The organism is Pseudoalteromonas sp. 2CM28B (assembly GCF_023161935.1).
Window position 1 is genome coordinate 16,063 of the sequence record NZ_JALNTH010000005.1, and the last position, 20,058, is coordinate 36,120.

Consider the following 20,058-nt stretch of genomic DNA (forward strand, 5'->3'; position numbering starts at 1 on the left):
CATAAATAAAAACAGCTTAAAGTTATATCAAATATAAGCCAAGCTGTTACTTTTAAACATCTAAATTACAAAAGGTAACACTTATCTACCTTTAACAACATTTACTACACGCTGCCACATTTCAGCGCTTTGTAGTTTATAATGTTCTGCATTATCTTTTAAGCCTTTTAACCACTGTTTTTCTGGGTTAAGTACTTGCTCTAAAGAGTTATGTAGGGAATCCTTACTACTTTTTGAATTAAGTAGTAAGTGCTCGCTGTTATATTCTTTAAACAATTCTAAATATTTATGACTCCAACTTGTAGCTAAACATGGAACCCCTTGAGATAGAGCACTTACACATCCATGAAAACGAGAGCTTACTACTGCTTTTGCGCCGCCAATCACGGCCTTAACTTCTAATGCAGTTTCAGGCTCAATAATATCGCACACTTTGCTTAACCCGTTCTGAATTAAAGAACATAATTCGCTATCATCGTTGCCACTGTGATTCAAAATAACAACATGCTCTCCGTCAGCTAAAGCTTTTTCTATAAGCGTTTTAATAACGTCAACATAATTAGCTTTCCAACTAGTATCTTTATTTTTTGAACTTAGCATTTTTGAGTTAGGTATAACCACAAAGTAATCTTTATATTTAGCAAAAAATTGACTATTTTCTGGGCATAATAAATTTGTAAAATCAGGTGCTCTGAATAGGTTCGTACTTGCACCATTAAGCTCTTCAATATGATTAAACGAAGGCTCTTCTCGAGCAAAAACTAAACTCGCGTTAGAAAATGCTTTTTGTGCATACTTTTTGTTTTCTTCGCGCGTGAAAGGGCCTAAAGATTGTGGCAAGAAAATATACTTTTTATTTTGTGCTTTTAGCCTAGTAACTTCATTTGCTACTTGATGCAAAACAAGATCAGACCATTGGTCGCCATAGCTAAAACCTGAAGCATCAAGTATCACATCAATATCGGCTTCAGTAACTATGCCAAATCTATTCTTAAAATACTGGCGTATTTTTTTTGGTACAAAATAAAAAACACGGTTTAAATCTACAATATTTTTCAATAAACCAACTTTTTGAAATGCACCTATTTCAGCCCTTTTAGTATAAGGAGAGTTTGCATTGTGGGCTAAGCATATTTCTGCATCAGGCAATTGTTCTTTTAACTGTTGTAAAATAGCATATAGCATAAGCTCTGCGCCTTTATTTACAAACTGAACACCTTTAATTTCAATCAACATTACCCTTCCTCTAGCACACATATTTAAATCCGACAGCGGATCTTATACAGCTGGAATGCTCCTTACAACCTTTTACAGTGTTTTTTTTATAGGTTATAGTTAGCCGCTTTGAAATTTTACGTCATGAGAAACCATGCCTACCTCTTCTGGTATAAAAAACAGTCTATTGTTAATCATAGAAAAGTGTATTTTACTTTTTTTAAGCTTTTTTAACAGTGTGCTATTAGCGCGCTACGCTGGCCCTGAAACTTTTGGGCAATTTTCTTATATTCTTTCAGTTGCGGGACTATTTTTACCCCTGAGTATTATGGGGTTAAATAATGTTGTCACTAAATACATATCTAAAAACCCAACAAACGCTCATTACTACCTAAAAAGTGCTTTAATTGTTCGTTTTTTTGGAGCTGGGTTATCAATAATTCTAGCCATTTTTTTAGTACTTTTTCTCGATGGAGATAATTCAACTAACATTTTGATGCTCATAGTATTACAAAGTTTTACAGTGTTTTATGTTGTTGAGTTTTATTTTTTAGGGAGGGAGCAGGTTGGTATATTACTAAAAGTGAGACTATTCCTACTTTTAATATTAAACGCTTTTAAATGTGCTGCAATTTTAAATAGTGCGCCTCTAAGCTTATTAATCCTATTACAAGGGTTAGAGTATGCACTTATTGGTCTTAGTTATGTATTAATATATTTACTTGGTAAACATCACCATTTCATTAAGCGACCTACTAGTAAACTTAGTTATATTGCATTAGCACAAAAAGGAAAGTGGTTATTATTTTCAGGTATAGCTGCAACAATATATTTAAAAATCGATCAAATAATGTTAGCTAATCTTGTTGATACTCAATCTGTAGCTTATTATGCAGCCGCAGCTAAACTGTCTGAAGTTTGGTATGTGTTTCCAGTATTAATTGCTAATGCTTTTACAGCACAACTAAGTAAATATAGATTTAATAGTTACCCTAAGTACCTAAAACTATTGAAAAACCTAATAACCATCTTAGTTTTATGTGCATTAATATTGAGCATATCAACGTATTTTATTGCGCCAACATTAATTAAGCTAATATATGGGAGTGATTATCAATCAAGTGCACAAATACTAAGTATTCATATATTTGCTAGTGTATTTATATTCCAAAGGGCTATATTATCTAAATGGCTCATTATTGAAAAACTTTACAAATATAGCTTAGTGTCGAGCTTATCAGGGGCTATTGTAAACATAGCCTTAAATGCTCTGTTAATACCTCATTATGCAGGTGTTGGAGCTGCATGGGCTACCGTCATATCTTATATGGTGGCGAGTTATGGTTTTTTATTTTTTCAGCCGAAAACGAGGGACTACACCCTAATTTTGCATCAGTCTATGTTAAACTCGCCTTTAATTATTAAATCATTAATAAACCAACTACTCGCGAATAAAAAATGACCTCAAATTTAAAGAAAAATATTAAACTCCTTATTAATCAATTGGGCTATGACGTTAAATTACACCGCATAGGAAAATCAACACAAGATCAATCTGGCTTTGTATTTATACACATACCTAAGTCGGGAGGAATATCAATTGATTTAGCAATGCGCGAGCAGTTTGCAAAAGCGGGACAGCCAAGATTCAGCCGCGAAGGTGCAATTGAAATGAGCTTAGCTACTTTCAATCAAAAGGTTAATGATTTAGATAGTATTGCTAAATTTAGCGATCATCACGCGAAACAGTTAAGTGGGCTGCTAGCCTATTACCTATCCCAAGATTGGCAATATATAAGCGGCCACGTATGCAGTAATAAATATTTACTTGAGCAATACGGGCAACAAAAGAATTTTGTTACGGTTCTAAGAGAGCCTATATCAAGATTCATATCTAACTATATATATAATAAGTTAACCAACCCACTTCCTTTAATGGCCCCTAATAATATTAACTCTGACAATCTAATTGGCGAAGTAGATAGAATTTTAGAGCATCGTAGAGGTTGGCAAATGGCTAATGTAATGAGTATGTGTATTACAGGGCGCTTTGCTGAAGATGAAACTGATGCGACTTACATGCAAACAGAGTTTTTAAATAATCTAGAGAAATTTAAAGTTGTAGGCTTTTTAGATGATTTAAATGGGTTTAGTGAACAAGTTAAAACAATCTCTAAAAAAGAGATTCTGATTGGCAATCACAATACAACAGATAGCTTTTTAGATGAGAAAAAACAGGAAGTAAAAAGCACCCTGCAAACGTATTTTAATGAGCCAAAAATAAAACAAAAAATCGAGCATTTGTGTCGTTTTGATACGCAAAATTATTTACGCGCAGAAGATAAGTACAAATAACCCTTAAGTAAGATCATCGCATGTTCTACTATTTTATTTCTGTATTAGTTGTGTAGTAATGCTATTGATTTAAGGTCGTTAGTTGTGCAAAGAAAACCCTATAAATACCTGTTACATACTTCGTATATTATTGTTTTAAAATATTTATAAGGCAATTTAATGTTATTGCCAAATCGTTAGCTTGTATAATCTGGCTTCTTCAAATTAGATAAAGGTGGTTGTTTTGCAGTTTAGGAAAGATATAAATGGACTTAGGGCTTTAGCTGTTATCGCCGTTGTTTTGTACCATTTTAATGAATCTTGGATGTCTGGCGGGTTTGCCGGTGTTGATGTCTTTTTTGTTATTTCTGGTTTTTTAATGACCGCTATAATATTTAAAGGAATAGAGCAGCAAACTTTTTCTATTATTAAGTTTTATAAAGCCCGTGCAAATAGAATAATTCCACCGTTGGCCGTGCTATGTATAGCGCTATTAATTTTTGCTTGGTTTTTTGAGCTTAACTATTCTTTTTCCACTATTTCTAAACATATAATTTCTTCGTTAGGCTTTTTTTCAAATATAACCTATTGGAAAGAGTCTGGTTACTTTGACGCTGTATCCCATGAAAAGTGGCTATTACATTCGTGGTCACTCTCTGTCGAATGGCAATTTTATATACTTTACCCCTTAGTATTAGTTGCAATGAAAAAATTCATGCCTGTAAAAGTAATGAAAGCAAGTATTTTAGTTGCTACGGTTTTAAGCTTTATTTTATGCATTATTGCATCTAACAAATGGCCTACTGCTGCTTATTATTTATTGCCAGCAAGAGCGTGGGAAATGATGCTCGGTGGGTTAGCTTTTCTATACCCTTTGCAAATAAAGGTTGAGCGCAAGAAACTACTAGAATATTTTGGTTTATTGTTGGTGATCAGCAGTTACGTTTTGGTTTCAAAAGAAAGTATTTGGCCCGGCTACTTGGCATTGTTCCCTGCCCTTGGGACGTTTTTTATTATTATTGCTCATCGTGATGATAGCCGATTAATGAATAACGCTGTATTTCAAAAACTAGGTACATGGTCTTACTCTATTTATTTATGGCATTGGCCTTTAGTGGTCTTTATGAATGGCTATTTAATTGATAACACCAAAAATATTCTTTTATTGATACTGTTATCAATTTTGTTAGGTATGATCTCTTATAAATTAATAGAAAAGAAAATATCTGGCTACACCACTGCTGTATTACTATTAACTGCCTTAGCCTCAGCTTTAACCGTGAATGTTTATGACGGTAACTTTGACATGCGAGCAAAATCTCAAGGTACAGACAATCAGTTTATAGAAACCTACAAAAATTATGAAATGGATCCCTCCGGTTTATTTTTAAAATGTAATGCTTCATACCGGATTCTTAAGACTAAAAAGCCCAAAGTTGGAAATGATTGTATCAGCTCAGAGCAAGGGGGTATTTTTCTGTGGGGAGATTCACATATAGGATCAATTTCAACCGGTTTAAGGAAATCTCTTGGGGATAGTATGCCCTTCAACCTATTAACCTCCTCAGGTTGCGCTCCTTCTTTTGTGCATCGTAAGAATGGCTTTGACCGCCATGATGTTGGTTGTGATTACTCTAACGATTTAGCATATCAGGTTGTTTTAGATAATAAACCTGAGATTGTAGTATTGGGTCAACGAGGTTGGCACGAAAAAAACGATTGGGAAAATACAATTAAACAGCTACATTCAATGGGTGTATTAAAAGTTGTAATAATAGGCCCTTTACCGCAATGGAAGCCTTCATTACCTGCCATTTATTTACAAAGGCATAAGGGTGAAGTCTTTATTTCAGACCCTAACTTTGATAAGAGAATTTTAAAGAGTAACGCTTATTTAAATGAGCTCCATGCGCAAAACAAGAATTTTATCTACATAGATATGCTAAAGAACTTATGCTCTTACCGAGAGAGCAAACTTAACTGTAGAGCTAAAATCGATGATACATTGATGGCATTTGACTATGGGCATTTAACAGTTGAAGGTTCTAACTTTGTAGCTAAAACCTATATCCATCCTAAAATAATCAATTAAAATCAGCAGGTTAAACTTTCCACCTTTATATACTATAAACTAAGGCGTTACTTAATGATTTGAGCAACGCCAATTTCCTAATTTATACCAATCCGCTTAATTGAGTGATCTATTTTGAGGTTGGAAAAGCGTGTTGATAATTAGGGCACGCTGGCCTTTGTAGATTAAAATTCATTCAATCTAGGGCAATTAAATCGCGCCGCGAGGTTTGTAACCTAGTGGGCTCGATAACTGCTCCTGCGTTATTCTAATGACTTACATCCTTGTAAGAATAAGTAAAAACCGAGCAAAGCTTCCGCGTCCTGCTCACGCCCCTTACTGGACTTCCCATAGTTTGCTAGACACCCAATGAGTTACATTGTAACTTCTAATTAGAGGTGTTTTATGAGCAAAGGCAAACGGTATACCCAAGAATTTAAAATAGAAGCAGTTAAACAAATAACTGAACGTGGTTATTCAGTTGCTGAAGTATCAGAACGATTAGATATTTGTACCAAAACGTTATATCACTGGCGAAGCCAGTTATCAGAGAAACCCAAACAAACCAAATCATCAGATGAACAACTAAGGATCGCCAAACTTGAGGCCGAGCTAAAACGTGTCACGGAGGAACGCGACATTCTAAAAAAGGCCGCAAGGTACTTTGCCAGCAACCCCGAGTAAAGTACGCTTCTATTCGTGAGCATCAAAATGAGTTTTCTATTGTTGCGATGTGTAAACTATTTAAGCTACACCGCAGTGGCTTTTATGCGTGGTTAAAGAAGCCATTGAGTGACAGAGCAATCGAAGATAATCGTTTGCTTAAGCTTATTAGAGAGTTTTACGTTGCCAGTGGTGGCACTTACGGTAGTCCTTGGATACACGCAGATTTACGTGAAGCTGGTGAGCAATGTAGTGTTAATCGCGTAGCTAAGATCATGCGCCAACATAAACTCAAAGCGCAAATAGGTTATAAACGTCGCCATATTAAAGGCGGTAAAACATCGCGCATTGCAGATAACTTGCTAGCTCGTCAGTTTAATCCTCCTGCGCCGAATCAAACTTGGGTAAGTGATATTACTTATGTGAGAATCTATGAAGGCTTCTTGTATGTAGCAACTGTCATGGATTTATTCTCTAGGCGCATCGTAGGCTGGTCGATGGATAAAAACATGGACAAGCACTTAGTAATTAAAGCATTGCTCATGGCAGTTTATCAGCGCCAACCCAAAGCTGACGTAATGGTACATAGTGATCAAGGAAGCCAGTATGGTAGCGCTGATTACTTAGCCTTTATGAAAGAACATAACCTTGTACCCTCAATGAGTCGAGCTGGGAATTGTCACGATAATGCAGTTGCTGAAAGCTTTTTTGCGACGATTAAAAAGCGAATAGTTAAGCGTAAGATATATTCGACAAGGGAAGATGCGAAAGCTGAGATATTCAATTTTATAGAAATGTTCTACAATCCAAAAAAACGCCATTCACACACAGGCGGTGTTTCACCAGCTAAGTTTGAGGAAGCGTATTTTTCTGAGTTAGAAACTGTCTAGTGAAAGCTGGGAAGTCCATACTTACGTCCATGTAGGCAGCAAAGAACTAATCGTTCCTAGAAAGAACCTAGAGGGCTGCGCATGTTTGGCATTTATGCTGCGTTATCGCCCATTTATGGGGAATAACCATACTACATAGACTCCACGCTGTTCATAAACCAAACACAACACTGTAAATGCAACCATCATAGTTCAACACGCCCTAGGCAAAAAAGTTGCTATTTAATTGTTCTCGGCAATTGCTACTGCATTGTTCTGCCTTCTGTATCCATGCAGTCGTAAATGAGAATTTAATAACGCAGGTAGCGACGCGTTTAGCTCAAAAAAATGATTAAATAACCTGAACTCTGGATAATAAATCTATCTCTAGCAGCTATTTCAAGTGCTAACTGCGTTGAATTTACTTGCAATAGGCTAAATAAAATATGCTAAAAAACCTCGTAGCCAGAGTTCAGGTTAAGTATTATTACGATTGGTATTACTTGCTATATAAGGCAGTAAAAACTAAAGGCTAAATGAATTAATAAGTTGCTGGTAATCAGATTTAATCTCACTTTCTACTTTTTCATTTCCGCTCACTGAAAAAGTGATTACTTGATTATTTTTTTTATCAAGTACTGCTAGGTTATGAATAATTTGCTTATTTCCACCTATATCACCTGTAAAGGTATACTCAAAATTGGGGTATTGACCCTTATAGGCAGCATCATCAGTGCCTACTTTAGTAAATTTTAAGTCTTTAAAGCCATGCTGCATCATGCCTTGTACTGCAGTATTAATAAAACCTTTCCATTCTTCTTGTGAGCCTGTGTACTGCTGACCTACCAAATGTTGGCATATCACATTACTCGCAATGTTGGCGCCTCTGTGTGTACGTACAGCAATATATTGCTTAAGCTTTAGCTCAACGCCTTGAGAAACATTCATGGTTTGTTCTTTTACTTGCGGGTCTGTATTAAAACTCACATCAAATTTGCAGCTATTATCGCTGCTACTTGCTGATAATACTTTTGCATTTGACGCTTGTGCATAAGCAGCATTCAAGTTTGCAAATGCTAGCGCACATAATAATAAACTTGTTTTTAATTTCATGGTTTCACCTTTTAAACACAAATACGAAAGACAAAAAACCCGGCCTAAGCCGGGTTTTTAACATATTGACTAAGCAATATTATTTTTGTTGTGAGCTAGATACTTCAGTACGACCTTGGTCGTTTTGGCTAACTGCGTATACGCCAACATCATTTTTGAATGCATCAAGGTTGAATGTAAGGCTTAACTTAGTAGATTGACCACCAAGACCAAATAACTCATCCATGTACTTCATAGATAGTTTTTCAACAGTGTCTGGGCGAAGGTTGAAGCCTAAGTCCATTGGGCCGTACTCAACACCGTTGTTATCGATAGCAGTTACGATAACATCAACTTCACGATCGATTTCGTTTGCGAAGTGGATGAATGAGTTAGTGCTAGGTGCATTAATTGGCATGTATGGAACGTTTACGATAGTTGCGTCAATAGTCCATTTACCTGCATCAACATCGTTGTATAGTGGGTAACCACCAGTTGGGATAGCTTTTAAGTTGTTATCAGCGTTGTAAAGTGTAACAGTTGCTTTAACATCACCAGTTACTGGGATTTCTGCAGCTTCATCAGTGTCAGGAGTAGTTGCATCATCTTCATTAGTAAATACTAATTGCTCATCAGCAGCAAGCTTAGTACCTTCAGCACCTGCAGCTGTAGCATAACGCATATCTACAGCAATTGTTTTACCTGCATCGTTAGTTACAAGCGGCGATAAAGCACCTAAAGTTCTGCCTGGTGCTGCATCGCTTACGAAGTCGATAGCACTACGAGATACACCAGAAAAATCTTCGACGCCGTCAAAGTTACCACTAAATACTACTTTTAGATCTGCACCTAAAAGTGCTAGACCCATAGTCTCGTCATTAGTAAGAGTGTACTCTAGCTCATCAGATTCAATTGAAGTAAAGTTAGTTTCTGACCAGTCAGATTGGTCAGTACGGCTAATAACACCGTCTAATTTTTCATCAATTTTAAAGCTAAACTGAGAAACTTCTTTAGCAAGCTCGCCAACACCAGTTTCGATTACTGAGTCGTCTGGCTTATGCGAGATGTAGTTGATGTTAGATACACCAGCGATAAGTACTTTATCTGCACCATCATCTGAATTATCTGGCTCAACACCAAGATCGTGCTGACCTAGAGTTACACGGAAAGCCGAGTTAGCAGTTAAAGGGTTACCAAGGTTAACTTTAAAGCTAATTGCATCAGTTTCGCCTTTAGTTTGGTCACGATCAAAAACTTTTACGTCATCGAATGTGAAGCTACCAGTACCGTAGTTAAACGCTACGTCACCAGCATAAGCTGTACCGCCACCAACTGTTTGAGTTACATCACCACCTATTAAACCGTTAACATCAACGTTTTTGTCGAAGTTAATAGTGATTACAGATGCTGATGGATGATCTTTATCTACAACAACATCAAACACTACAGTTTGTTCTGTAGGTGCAACGCCTAGTGCAGCACCTTCTTTTGAAAGGTTTAATGCTTCGCTAGAAATAGTTGCAGCTTGTGCACCCATTGTACCCATGATAGCTGTTGCCAAAAGTGCTTTTTTGAATAATTTCATTTTGTTTCCGTTCTCCATAGTTCCATGAAACAGATGTATAACAAAGTTTGCAATACATCGAGATTTTATTGTTCTGACAGCAGGTTGCCAGATCAATGCAAATTTAAGGGCTTATTCAGGTTATGTCAAGTAAATTACCTAATATAGTGAATATTTTATGATTAAAATTAATACATAACATTAACCGCTTACTTACAAAAATAAAGCAGCAAATATATGTATTAAACCCTTATTTAAACTGTACAAATAGCCTAGCAGCTGCTCGTTTATATTAAACCAACGCCTTGTGACTATTTCATTACAGAATTCTTTTCACTTACACTATAAATAAGTGCATATTCGCCTATCGAATATACACTTAAATGTGTAGTTTTTAATTTAAAAGCTAAAAGCCCAATACTCACTAAAATTGAGGTAGTAAAAAGTTAAAAAGAAATATTTTCTAAACCTTTAAGAAAACTCCCTTTAACACGCTCCCAATCTTCGCTATTTTGGACAATTTTAGGCGTTACTAAAATTACTAATTCAGTTTTGTCTGAGCTACTTGTATCTGATCTAAACAAATGCCCAAACAATGGTAAATCACCAAAAAATGGTACTGACGACGCACCGTTAGATTTATTTTCGCTGATAAGTCCACCCAACATAACAGTTTGCCCATTCCCGGCTACAACCTCTGTACTTAATGTTCGTTCAAAAATTGATGGATTGCCAGCAACGCCTGAGCCATCTGTTGAAACATTAGAAATATTTTGTGAAATAGACATAATAACCGTGCCTTGCGCATTTATAGTCGGTGTTACCGTTAGATCAACACCTGTTTTTCTATAAGTTACTTCCGTGGTTTGACGATCACCGCTTATTGGGTCCGTTGTCGTGCTGCCAACCGTAGGTATATCATCACCCACACTTATATTTGCAGCCACACCATCACGCACAAGTAATGTAGGGCGAGATAACACATTAACAAGACCATCAGTTTGTGAAAGATTTACGCTAATATTCCCCGGCAAGCCTACAATTGAGTAGTTAAAGCCTTCTTCACCGTCAAAGCTAAAGCTTTCTGTACGACTAGACGCTTTTCCGCTCTCAATAGCAAATTGAACACCTTTAGAGAAAGCGCCAGTCAGTTTTACCTCAGCAATAACGACCTCCATCATTACTTGTTTAGGCATAATATCGAGCTGACGAATGATTGGCTGTAACTCTTGAAAGTGCTGCCCCGTGGAGTAAAAAATAAGGGCGTTAGCTCTGCTATCAACCACTAGGCGAACATTATCGCCTTCTATTGTTTGAACGCTATTGGCTTCGCCTCTATTACTATTAACAGTACTCGCGCTAGATGTTTCTGAGTTAGTAGATGAGACTCTAGGTGAGCTTGAGGTACTCCCCCCTAGCAAAGGTGCTAAGCTCTCACCTAAATCTGATGCTCTGGCATAGCGCGGATTGTAAATATAAAAACTTTGCTCTGCCCCTGCAACAGGTTTATCTAGTTGCTTTAACCAAAATGTAACTCGGTCAATAACTTCATCGCTACTAGCAAACACAACCACTTTACCTAAATGTTCTAGTGGTACAAATTTAACATTGGTTGAGCGTAACCCACCTTTAGAAACACTAATACCTTCTTGGGCAAGTATTTCTGATACTTTTTCGGTAAACGTTTCTGAATTTATGTATTCAAAGCTAAGAAGCGCGCTTGATTTGTTATACATAAATGGGCTGTCGAGTAAACCAATCAATGATAAAGATCGAATAACTTGTTCGCGCAAACCAACTATAGTTAGTAAGCCTTGGGATGCATCATAGTTTGTTTTTGCGTCAACTAGTTGATTTATGATACTTCGTAAGCCTGCCTTCATATCATAAAGGATAGGAACAAGTTGGACAATTTCACCTGACACATTAGGTACAGAGTCTTCTGTTCTACCAAAACCAAATGCTTTATCCGTTTTAGTATTTGCGTTATTAGTATGCAAAAAGAAAATACGATCATTTTTTACAATATTGATATTATTCTGAGAAAGTATTTGCTGTGCGAGTAAAAATAACTCTTTGGCAGGTATTTCTTGCTTTAAGTCTAAAGTCACAGGTGTAGCATTAGCTTTAACACTCGCTTCAAGTAGATATGAAACGTCTAGCAGCTCACCAAAGATATAATGAATAAAATCATTAAGTGGTAAAGCATTAACGGATACTTGAAAAGTTTTATTACTCTTTATGCTGTCAGATAAATCTAATTCTAAAGTTAAGCCTTGCTTAGTGCCCGATAAACGCGTCAGATACTCAACATTATTACCTTCGTGTTTATTTTCCGCCTTATTAACTTCCTCAGCTTGAACCTTAGCTTGTGGTTCATCAAGATAAGATGCGTTTACGGTGACACGCTCGGCCTGAACATGCGATTTAGGCTCCAACAATGCACAGCTAGTTAGCCCTAGCATTAACGGAAGTATAATTGTTGTTTTAAATAATCTATTCGACATGGTCACTACGTTCAAAAAGTTTAAATTTTATTAGTTCATCACCTTGAGATAAGGTAATAGCGGAAGCAGTTATTGCTTGAAGAACGACCCCTTCAGAAAGAGCCGCTCCTTCTTGTAACTCGATTAATTCTGAATTAACCGCTTTTAATAATACAAAGGGGTGTTTATCTTTTTTAAAAATCCCCAGTAACTGATAGTTTTTTTCACCAATAGTAATTGTTGGATATGGTGGTTTATGAACTTTGTTATTTTGTGTTTCTGGGGCCGGTTTTTTCTCTTCTTGCTCTTGCAAATAAGCCAACCATTCTTTTTCAACAGGTAAAATTTCCTGCTCTTTTACAGGGTTAATACTTTGTGGGGAAGTATACTTATGCTTTTTATCAGAAGAAGAATGCGCTGATAGCGAAAGACCGTCGAATAAAAGATATACCGTTAACAAGCATAAAAAGCCAATAAACCACTTCATAATGCAACCTCTTTTGCGTTTTGCCACATTACTAAATTTATTTGAATAACCATATTGTTTCTTTTATTACCAGATACTTCTCTGCCGCCAAGAGAGTACTCAGAAATATTAATCACGGGTTTTTGGTGTTCAAATGTTCGTATAGCTTTTAATGCACACTCTGCATTGCCTTTATACCTTGCCTCTAATGTCCAACGAATTAGGCTTTGTTCTACTTTTGAACGACTTTTCCACCCTATGCTATCAATGTTGCAATTTGCATCAGATAATACTGATTCAACTTTTCCTTGTGCTAAAAGCTTAAACTCAGATTCCGAACTTGCAGGAAATAAATATGGTTGAAGCTGCAATAACTTAGAAGAGATTAATTTATCTTGTTCATCTATCTGCTCTTTGACTGAAAGCAAATCTGCAATTTTGTCTGCTTTTTTTTCCATTAACTGAATTTTACTCTGGGTATCAAGCCCATGCTGCCACAGTGGCTCTAAAATAAATTGGGTTATTATAAGAGCCAGAATAAGCAACAAGTAATGCTGGTATTTTATTATTTCATTTTTCATTGGTTGTCGCTAACTTTAACGTCATTACAAAGTAGTCTCTTTTTCCTGATTTTCTTACTGGGCCATTAAATTGCGCACTCGATAACTCTGGTAACTCACTTATTGCAGATAATACCGTTGACGCAGAATTAGCAAAGCCTCGTATCATTATTTCATTAGCGCCGCCTTTAAATTGCTGTATTTCCATACCGGCATTGATTGCCTCATATGCAATTTGAAAGTGACTTAGTACTCTTGGCACGCTTGTGAGTTCATTAGATACATCTGATACGTATCTGTTGGTTTCATCAATATGCTTTTGTTTGGCTAACAAAGTGGAGATTTGTTGATTTTTAGCACTAAGCTTTTCTTCTAAAGTATTATGCTGCAACATAAAGTAGCCATTCATAATCAAAATGAAGAGTGTTGCAGTAATCATTGGAGCCCAATAAATCGCGTGCAACATATTTAGGTTTACGCTTTTTGTGAAGTCGCTAGAGATTAACTTATTAAGCTTTGATAGAGGGTAGTTTTTTAACGTGCTCAGTAACGCTTTACTATACTGGCTACTTTCTAATTGAACCCTTTTGGCATTATCAGATAAACCTACACTGAGAGAGAAAATATCTAGTGAGGAAACTAAACCTCTTTTATACGTGCTATGTGCTTTACCTTCAGCTTGCGCATAAAATAATACTCCCGCTGGCGTATTTAGTTCCATAGCGATACTTTCGCGCTCGTAACTATGTGCTATTAAATCAGTTTCGGGGATCAAAAAACTTTGCGAGAACCTCGTTGATATGAACTCATTGAACTCAATAGTTTTGACATCAAAGCCTTCTTGCTGCTCATTTTTTGTGTAGTTTGTTTTAGTTATTTTATTCTGTTTGTTGCTATTTTGAAGTTTTAATAACTCTTTCAATTCTTTTAACGAGATAGAAGGGTATGTTTGCCATGACTCTGTATAATACTGCCTAGCTACTATAATAATTTTTGGTGTGTTCTGTATCTCAGAAAAGCTATTATCTGTTAATGAAAAAAGTGTTTCGTGGAAGTATGCAACATGGTGATTAAGCCAATCCTTAGATTTCAATTGTTGAATTAAATTATAACTTTTCATACTAATTCCATACTACATTCGTAATTACGATTGGACGAGTTAATGAGCGGGCTCTCAGCTTAACAGTAAAGGTTTTTGTGGTTTTTTGTTGCTGATTTTTGGCTGTGAGGGTGATTCTGAGGTTATCACCAGTTAGAAAACTTAAAAACTCATCTGAATCAATCCCTGTTTCATTGTAAAATACATGTCCATTAAGTTGCTTATTATTACGCAGTTCAATAAGTTTAGCTACCTTTGTATCGTTTTTAATGAAAGACTTTAGTATTTGCTCAGGAGAATGCGCAGGGTTAAAGCCGTTAACATTAGCAACTGTGAAATACTTATACCAATCTTCCTCGGGCAGTATGTCATGGTTTTTTATATAAAAAACTTCTTCAACAGATTGTAACAATCCATTTCTTGGGCCTGTTAGTCCCATTTTTTCGTAATAGGCGCGCTCTGCACCGTTATATTTTATATTATCGTCCTTATCAATCCAATCGGTTAATGAGGCTATAAATTGTTCGCTTAGATTTTTGTCCACTCCATATTGCACAAAAAAATCGTCTAAGGTTGACTTATTCACTTCGTTTAAACTAATTAAGCCATTTAAGTCTTGGATTTGCACACTAACATTGTCTAACGTAAAAGGCTTATTGTGAAAATTCCATTGTCTAACAATCTCATTTTCACTTTGTAAGTTTTTAATTCTAAACTCACTAAGTAAAGTATGAAGAATTTTTGATTCTGCATTTTCAATTTCAATTCTTTGATCTAAAGCTATTTTGATAGCGTCGGTAATAGCTACCTGGTCTTTGCTCGACTGTAATATGTAGATTCCTAAAATACTTAATATCATCGCAATAATAAGTACCTGTATTAATGCAATCCCGCGCTGTAGAAACATTAGACTTCTTCTTGTAGATAGTCGGCTAAAACACTGGAAGCTTGCGTAGGAAGTGAAATTAAAAATCTACTTTGCTCTCCTTCTTTAGCTTTTATATTAATGTATACGCTCACTGGCAGTACTCTTCGCTCTTCCATAATATGTTGTTGATAAAAGCTTGGAGCCCCTTTTCTTTCGTCTTCATCGCCAATTATGTTGGTAAATACTTCTTGCAGGTTTTTCCAGCCATAATACTCAAATGATATATTTTGTAAGTTTTCGAGAAGTATTATTTGATGCTGCCATCTAATAGTATCTGATTGATTTAATAATAAATTACCTCTCATTGACGCTTCATTATAGGCAAGTGAATATGTATTTTCGTTTTGTAATATTTTAAACTCTACAACAGACGTTTCTTTAGTAAATAAAGGTGAAGTAGTAACAAATATCACTCGATTTTGGTCCCCCGAAAAATACTGTGCTGGTTCATTATTATCAGAGTTAACAATATATGGGAAAGTGGATTCAAAAACCCGAGAAATAGCATCAAATGCTAAAGTTTGCTGAGTTTGCTGCCAATAAAATTGAGTTCGCTTTTGCCACTTATCAGTAAATAGGCCATACCCATAATAACCAGCAAACAGCACTAACATAAGCAAGGTCATTGCAAGCATTAACTCTATTAGTGTAAATCCTTTTTGTCCCTTTTTATTTACCATGTTGAAACCTCAAATGAAAAGCTTCTTTGTTTATCTCTTTGCTTGGCTGTGACTTGAACAACATATATAGAAAAACGAGGCTCGGGCGTATAGTCATCAAGCTCGCTGAAGGCAATTCGCTTAAAGGAGGTGCGATTCGCTTTCCATTCGTAACTAATATTAAAGAGTGTCATTGCGCCCTCTGCAACTTGAATATTTTTGCCGTTAACCTTTTCGCGTAGACTCGCTTTAATGGCACTAATTGCTGAGGTCGAAGTTTGGTAGTATTGCGAGTTTGAAACAGCTTTAGATGATGAAAGCATTGCGCTTTTAAAAATATCACTTATTAATGCTAAAGCCGAAAATAAAATAATTGCAGCAATAAGCACTTCTATTAATGTAAATCCTTTATCTTTGCTCATAGGGCTTAAACATTCCAATTATTTCATGCTCTTGTTCATTGCCATTTACGACTATTTTAAAATATTTAGGAAACACTGTTGAGCGTGTAGAAACCAGAAAACTAATATTTTGAAAGTGTAACTCTTTAAAATTAATGACTTTTGTTACACCATTAATTTCAATCGTTAAGGCGTTATCGTGTGTATTTACGTGTATTGGATACCCTTGATAATAGGCTTTATAAGCCAGCATTTTAAAAATATGCTGAGTTTTTTCTATTTCGACCAATCGTTGTTGTTGGTTTACATTTTTGTTTAGTAAGGCTCCAGTCAGTCCCATTAACGTTGCTACAATGGCCATTACAACCATCAACTCGATTAGTGAGAAGCCTTTTTGTTTACTAAAAAGGGACATCATTTATAGAAACCATACTCATTAACATGGTTATCACTATGCCACCGACAAAGCCCCCCATAAAAATCAACATAATAGGTTCTAGCATAGTTGTTAATTTTTTTATAACGCTTTCAAGGTCAGCTTTACTGCGCTGGGCTATTTCAGAAAACACACGCGGTAAACGTCCAGTTTCCTCTCCAACTTTAATTATGGATAAAAAAAAGTCAGGAAAAATTCTTGTTTTAGCAAGTACTGCACTTAATAACTTACCAGACTTCAATTGCTTTAAAGCAAGCCTAGCATCACGTTTTAATTCTGGATGTTTGAGAGTATTCGCTGTCAATTCTAGTGTCGTATCTAGTTGTAGCCCAGCCTCCAACATCATAGCCATCGACTGAGCAAACCGTATTCTTTCTGCCGTGAGTATAACTTTACCGATGCCAGGTAAGTGAGAAACCTTAACATAGAACCAATTTTTTACGTTCGGGCGCTTCAAAGCATACGCTAATCCAGTTATTACAGAAATGACACCTGAAATAATAATCACTTGATAATCAACAAAAAAGTTACTTACGTTAATGATCATTTGCGTGTACCAAGGTGCTTGGCTTAAGTCAGTAAAAATACCTGACATTTTTGGTACAATGAATGTAAGCACAAAATACACAGCCATGATACAAACAAAAAATATTACGCTTGGGTATGTAAGCGCTGTACTTATCTGACTGCGTAAGTCTTTTTGAAACTTTAAATCATTAGATAACCTATTCAATACCTCAGGTAAATTCCCTGAACTTTCACCTATTTTAAGTAAGTTGATGTATAAAGGCCCAAATAGATCTTCGTGCTCTGAAAATGCATCACTCAATGAAGCACCTTTTTTAAGTGCTGACGAGATTTGACTGAGTAAACGACTCAAAGCAGGGTGAGCATTGGCCTGTTTAATAATATCTATACCACGGTCTACTCTTATTCCACTTTCTAATAATAGTGATAGCTCGCTGGTAAAAAACTCTAGCTGATCCAGTGTGACCTTTTGCCCAAATAAACTAGCTAAACTGCTTTCTTTTGCTATCGCATTTATAGATAAAGCATTTAACCCCTGTTCTAGAAGCTTTGAATAAGCATCAGATTTACTATTAGCAGAAATAGCCCCTTGGTGCCTTGCCCCTTGACTATCTATAGCTTTGTATTCAAATTCCATTAGCCTGCTACTCTGAGAACTTCATCTATCGTTGTAACGCCGGTTATAACTTTATACAAACCATCTTGCATCAAATTACGACGCTTTAATTTCTGGTTATGTTCTTTGGCTTTACTTATAAATTGATCGTTTTTAGGTATTTGCTTTATTGTATCATCACAACTTAGATATTCATTTATTGCTATTCGGCCCTTAAAGCCAGTGTGATTGCACTGTTCACAACCTACTGGTTGTTTAATATTTATCTCAATACCTGCATTAAGTGCAACTTCCTCTATAGGGTACTTATCAAATAGCATTTGAGCTCCCTCAAGAGGAGTAGCACAGTGCTGACATAACCTTCGGGCTAGACGCTGAGCAACTACCGACACTAACGCTGCATTTAACAAAAACTCTTCTACACCTAAATCTAATAATCGAGTATATGCACTAGCCGCATCATTCGTATGTACTGTACTAAATACAAGGTGACCTGTAAGAGCTGACTGAAGAGCTATACGTGCTGTTTCAGCGTCACGAATTTCACCCACCATTATTATGTCTGGGTCTTGGCGTACTATTGAACGCAAACCTGCCGCGAAGTTAAATCCAATCTCATTATTTACTTGAACTTGGTTTACTCCCTCTAGTTGGTATTCTACAGGGTCTTCTAAGGTAATGATCTTTACATTTGGGCGATTTAGTTCATTTAAAAAAGTATATAACGTTGTTGTTTTACCTGAACCAGTTGGTCCTGTAAGTAAAATCACCCCTGTGGTTTTTTTTAAATCTTCTTGTATTAAATGCTGTGTGTCATTAGATAGTCCTAAAACCGACATATCATAGCGTATTGATTCTTTGAGTAGGAAACGCAGAACAATACTTTCTCCATCATTTAAGGGAAGTGCCGAAACACGTATATCAAGCTCTTGGTTTGCTATCCGCATTTCTATTTTACCGTCTTGTGGACGCCGCTTTTCAGCTATATCCATCCCTGATAGTATTTTTAATCGCGTGGTTATTGGCAATTGCATTTTGGGAGCTAACTTATCTACCTCATGCAAAACTCCATCTATTCGATAACGTACCCTAAAGTGCCCCTTATGTGGCTCTAGGTGCATATCAGACGCACCACGAGCTAATGCTTTAGTAATTAAAGAATTAAGTAAATTTACAGTCGGCGCTTCTGAGGCTAGCTCTCTTAATCTAGCTTCCTCGTCTCCGGTAAGCTCATCATCATCTATATTTGATTCTGTATGACTCTGAATTTCATAGAAGTAGGTCTGTAATTGTGACTCTGTAGCGACAAATATTTCAAAGTTAGTATCATATCGTTGAAGGTATTGCGCTAAATTTAAAGATAAAGGGTCTTTACATGCTAGCAACCAAACACCGTCAACTTCACCTATAAGTAAACAATCCAATGCTTTGAACTCTTGCAATGTAGAAAGCTCAGTGAAGTCAGGTAGTTGCCAGCCAGGGTATTTATCAGGTACGAACAGGGGATACCCTAAAAGCTGGCTATATAGTGGTGCTAAATCCTCTTCAGTTAAGCAACCCATATTTACCAAAATTTGCTCTAACCTACCGTCATATCGATTCTGGTAGGATTTCGCCTTATCCAAGTCAGCTTGTGTTATCTTAAACTGAGATGTTAATAGTTGCGCCAAATCTATCATTTGTGGACGATATCCGCACTTTCATCTGTACCACCTGGCTCACCACCCAGACCATAGCTCATAATGGTATAAAGTGAATCATTATCTCCTGGCGCTTTGTAAACGTAACTATTGCCCCAAGGATCTAGAGGAATATCTTTAGGTAAATAAGGACCGTCCCAATTTGGTTCATCGCTTTTTCTAAGCGCATCGAGTGTAGGTGGCACTGTCCCCATATCTAAACGGTAAGTATCTATTGCAGTTTCAAACATTTGCATTTGGGCAATTGCTGTTTTAATTTTAGACGAACTAACCTTGGAAAATAGTTTAGGTGCTATCAACGAACCTAATAAACCTAAGATAATTAGTACAATCATTAGCTCCATCAAGCTAAATCCCTTATTTTTTTTCAT

At 36.3% G+C, this 20,058-nt stretch carries 18 protein-coding genes; 4 read left to right on the plus strand and 14 right to left on the minus strand.

Annotated elements, in window-relative coordinates; genetic code table 11:
• Window positions 1–81: 81 nt before the first annotated feature.
• Window positions 82–1,236 (minus strand): polysaccharide pyruvyl transferase family protein, encoded by a 1,155-nt coding sequence (locus MTN96_RS08970; RefSeq protein ID WP_248531286.1) that lies wholly within the window; start codon window positions 1,234–1,236, stop codon window positions 82–84.
• Between the two features lie 133 nt (window positions 1,237–1,369).
• Between MTN96_RS08970 and MTN96_RS08975 the strand changes: the two genes are divergently transcribed.
• The 4 genes from MTN96_RS08975 to MTN96_RS08990 all read left to right on the plus strand — a co-directional run bounded on the left by MTN96_RS08975 (window position 1,370) and on the right by MTN96_RS08990 (window position 7,173).
• Entirely contained in the window at window positions 1,370–2,677 is a 1,308-nt protein-coding gene (locus MTN96_RS08975) for a flippase (RefSeq protein ID WP_248451585.1), read from the plus strand.
• Window positions 2,674–3,570 (plus strand): sulfotransferase family 2 domain-containing protein, encoded by an 897-nt coding sequence (locus tag MTN96_RS08980; protein ID WP_248451586.1) that lies wholly within the window; start codon window positions 2,674–2,676, stop codon window positions 3,568–3,570. Before MTN96_RS08975 ends, MTN96_RS08980 begins: the two co-directional genes overlap by 4 nt.
• A 223-nt stretch (window positions 3,571–3,793) precedes the next feature.
• Complete coding sequence (locus MTN96_RS08985) at window positions 3,794–5,641, plus strand: acyltransferase family protein (protein ID WP_282447015.1); 1,848 nt, start codon at window positions 3,794–3,796, stop codon at window positions 5,639–5,641.
• Between the two features lie 384 nt (window positions 5,642–6,025).
• Window positions 6,026–7,173 (plus strand): IS3 family transposase gene (locus MTN96_RS08990; protein WP_248451588.1). Its coding sequence is split into 2 segments (ribosomal slippage): window positions 6,026–6,263 and window positions 6,263–7,173, totalling 1,149 coding nucleotides; the frame shifts between segments, so codons are not numbered across the junction.
• A 504-nt stretch (window positions 7,174–7,677) separates the two neighbouring features.
• On the opposite strand, the gene MTN96_RS08995 is transcribed toward MTN96_RS08990, so the two are convergent.
• The 13 genes from MTN96_RS08995 to gspG all read right to left on the minus strand — a co-directional run bounded on the left by MTN96_RS08995 (window position 7,678) and on the right by gspG (window position 20,058).
• On the minus strand, window positions 7,678–8,265 hold the full coding sequence (locus tag MTN96_RS08995; protein ID WP_248531288.1) for a hypothetical protein: 588 nt from the start codon (window positions 8,263–8,265) through the stop codon (window positions 7,678–7,680).
• Window positions 8,266–8,344: 79 nt separating this feature from the next.
• Window positions 8,345–9,829 carry a hypothetical protein gene (locus MTN96_RS09000; RefSeq protein WP_248531290.1) on the minus strand — a complete coding sequence of 495 codons (1,485 nt, stop codon included), beginning with the start codon at window positions 9,827–9,829 and terminating at the stop codon, window positions 8,345–8,347.
• 425 nt (window positions 9,830–10,254) lie between these two features.
• Window positions 10,255–12,315 carry a secretin N-terminal domain-containing protein gene (locus MTN96_RS09005; RefSeq protein WP_248451591.1) on the minus strand — a complete coding sequence of 687 codons (2,061 nt, stop codon included), beginning with the start codon at window positions 12,313–12,315 and terminating at the stop codon, window positions 10,255–10,257.
• Entirely contained in the window at window positions 12,305–12,781 is a 477-nt protein-coding gene (locus MTN96_RS09010) for a hypothetical protein (protein WP_248451592.1), read from the minus strand. Before MTN96_RS09010 ends, MTN96_RS09005 begins: the two co-directional genes overlap by 11 nt.
• Window positions 12,778–13,341 (minus strand): hypothetical protein, encoded by a 564-nt coding sequence (locus MTN96_RS09015; protein ID WP_248531292.1) that lies wholly within the window; start codon window positions 13,339–13,341, stop codon window positions 12,778–12,780. The genes MTN96_RS09010 and MTN96_RS09015 overlap by 4 nt, the downstream gene beginning before the upstream one ends.
• Window positions 13,331–14,440, minus strand: coding sequence for a hypothetical protein (locus MTN96_RS09020; RefSeq protein ID WP_248531294.1), 1,110 nt, complete (start codon window positions 14,438–14,440; stop codon window positions 13,331–13,333). Before MTN96_RS09020 ends, MTN96_RS09015 begins: the two co-directional genes overlap by 11 nt.
• Window position 14,441: 1 nt before the next feature.
• Window positions 14,442–15,326, minus strand: coding sequence for a general secretion pathway protein GspK (locus tag MTN96_RS09025; protein ID WP_248531296.1), 885 nt, complete (start codon window positions 15,324–15,326; stop codon window positions 14,442–14,444).
• On the minus strand, window positions 15,326–16,027 hold the full coding sequence (locus MTN96_RS09030) for a prepilin-type N-terminal cleavage/methylation domain-containing protein (RefSeq protein ID WP_248451597.1): 702 nt from the start codon (window positions 16,025–16,027) through the stop codon (window positions 15,326–15,328). Before MTN96_RS09030 ends, MTN96_RS09025 begins: the two co-directional genes overlap by 1 nt.
• Window positions 16,021–16,428: a prepilin-type N-terminal cleavage/methylation domain-containing protein gene (locus MTN96_RS09035; protein WP_248451598.1), complete on the minus strand. Its 408-nt coding sequence runs from the start codon at window positions 16,426–16,428 to the stop codon at window positions 16,021–16,023. Before MTN96_RS09035 ends, MTN96_RS09030 begins: the two co-directional genes overlap by 7 nt.
• Window positions 16,415–16,825, minus strand: a complete 411-nt coding sequence (locus MTN96_RS09040; protein ID WP_308200589.1) for a prepilin-type N-terminal cleavage/methylation domain-containing protein — start codon at window positions 16,823–16,825, stop codon at window positions 16,415–16,417. Before MTN96_RS09040 ends, MTN96_RS09035 begins: the two co-directional genes overlap by 14 nt.
• A complete protein-coding gene (locus MTN96_RS09045; RefSeq protein ID WP_248451600.1) occupies window positions 16,809–18,008 on the minus strand; it encodes a type II secretion system F family protein in 1,200 nt (399 codons plus the stop codon). The genes MTN96_RS09040 and MTN96_RS09045 overlap by 17 nt, the downstream gene beginning before the upstream one ends.
• A complete protein-coding gene (locus MTN96_RS09050; protein WP_248451601.1) occupies window positions 18,008–19,666 on the minus strand; it encodes a GspE/PulE family protein in 1,659 nt (552 codons plus the stop codon). Before MTN96_RS09050 ends, MTN96_RS09045 begins: the two co-directional genes overlap by 1 nt.
• Window positions 19,663–20,058: a type II secretion system major pseudopilin GspG gene (gspG, locus tag MTN96_RS09055; protein ID WP_248451602.1), complete on the minus strand. Its 396-nt coding sequence runs from the start codon at window positions 20,056–20,058 to the stop codon at window positions 19,663–19,665. The genes MTN96_RS09050 and gspG overlap by 4 nt, the downstream gene beginning before the upstream one ends.

Coding starts and splice junctions, on each gene's coding strand:
- MTN96_RS09040 (WP_308200589.1), bottom strand. CDS start 16,825: ATGATGTCCCTTTTTAGTAAACAAAAAGGCTTCTCACTAATCGAGTTG.
- MTN96_RS09015 (WP_248531292.1), bottom strand. CDS start 13,341: ATGAAAAATGAAATAATAAAATACCAGCATTACTTGTTGCTTATTCTG.
- MTN96_RS09010 (WP_248451592.1), bottom strand. CDS start 12,781: ATGAAGTGGTTTATTGGCTTTTTATGCTTGTTAACGGTATATCTTTTA.
- gspG (WP_248451602.1), bottom strand. CDS start 20,058: ATGAAAAAAAATAAGGGATTTAGCTTGATGGAGCTAATGATTGTACTA.
- MTN96_RS09005 (WP_248451591.1), bottom strand. CDS start 12,315: ATGTCGAATAGATTATTTAAAACAACAATTATACTTCCGTTAATGCTA.
- MTN96_RS08995 (WP_248531288.1), bottom strand. CDS start 8,265: ATGAAATTAAAAACAAGTTTATTATTATGTGCGCTAGCATTTGCAAAC.
- MTN96_RS09000 (WP_248531290.1), bottom strand. CDS start 9,829: ATGAAATTATTCAAAAAAGCACTTTTGGCAACAGCTATCATGGGTACA.
- MTN96_RS09050 (WP_248451601.1), bottom strand. CDS start 19,666: ATGATAGATTTGGCGCAACTATTAACATCTCAGTTTAAGATAACACAA.
- MTN96_RS09045 (WP_248451600.1), bottom strand. CDS start 18,008: ATGGAATTTGAATACAAAGCTATAGATAGTCAAGGGGCAAGGCACCAA.
- MTN96_RS08980 (WP_248451586.1), top strand. CDS start 2,674: ATGACCTCAAATTTAAAGAAAAATATTAAACTCCTTATTAATCAATTG.
- MTN96_RS09020 (WP_248531294.1), bottom strand. CDS start 14,440: ATGAAAAGTTATAATTTAATTCAACAATTGAAATCTAAGGATTGGCTT.
- MTN96_RS08975 (WP_248451585.1), top strand. CDS start 1,370: ATGCCTACCTCTTCTGGTATAAAAAACAGTCTATTGTTAATCATAGAA.
- MTN96_RS09030 (WP_248451597.1), bottom strand. CDS start 16,027: ATGGTAAATAAAAAGGGACAAAAAGGATTTACACTAATAGAGTTAATG.
- MTN96_RS08970 (WP_248531286.1), bottom strand. CDS start 1,236: ATGTTGATTGAAATTAAAGGTGTTCAGTTTGTAAATAAAGGCGCAGAG.
- MTN96_RS09025 (WP_248531296.1), bottom strand. CDS start 15,326: ATGTTTCTACAGCGCGGGATTGCATTAATACAGGTACTTATTATTGCG.
- MTN96_RS09035 (WP_248451598.1), bottom strand. CDS start 16,428: ATGAGCAAAGATAAAGGATTTACATTAATAGAAGTGCTTATTGCTGCA.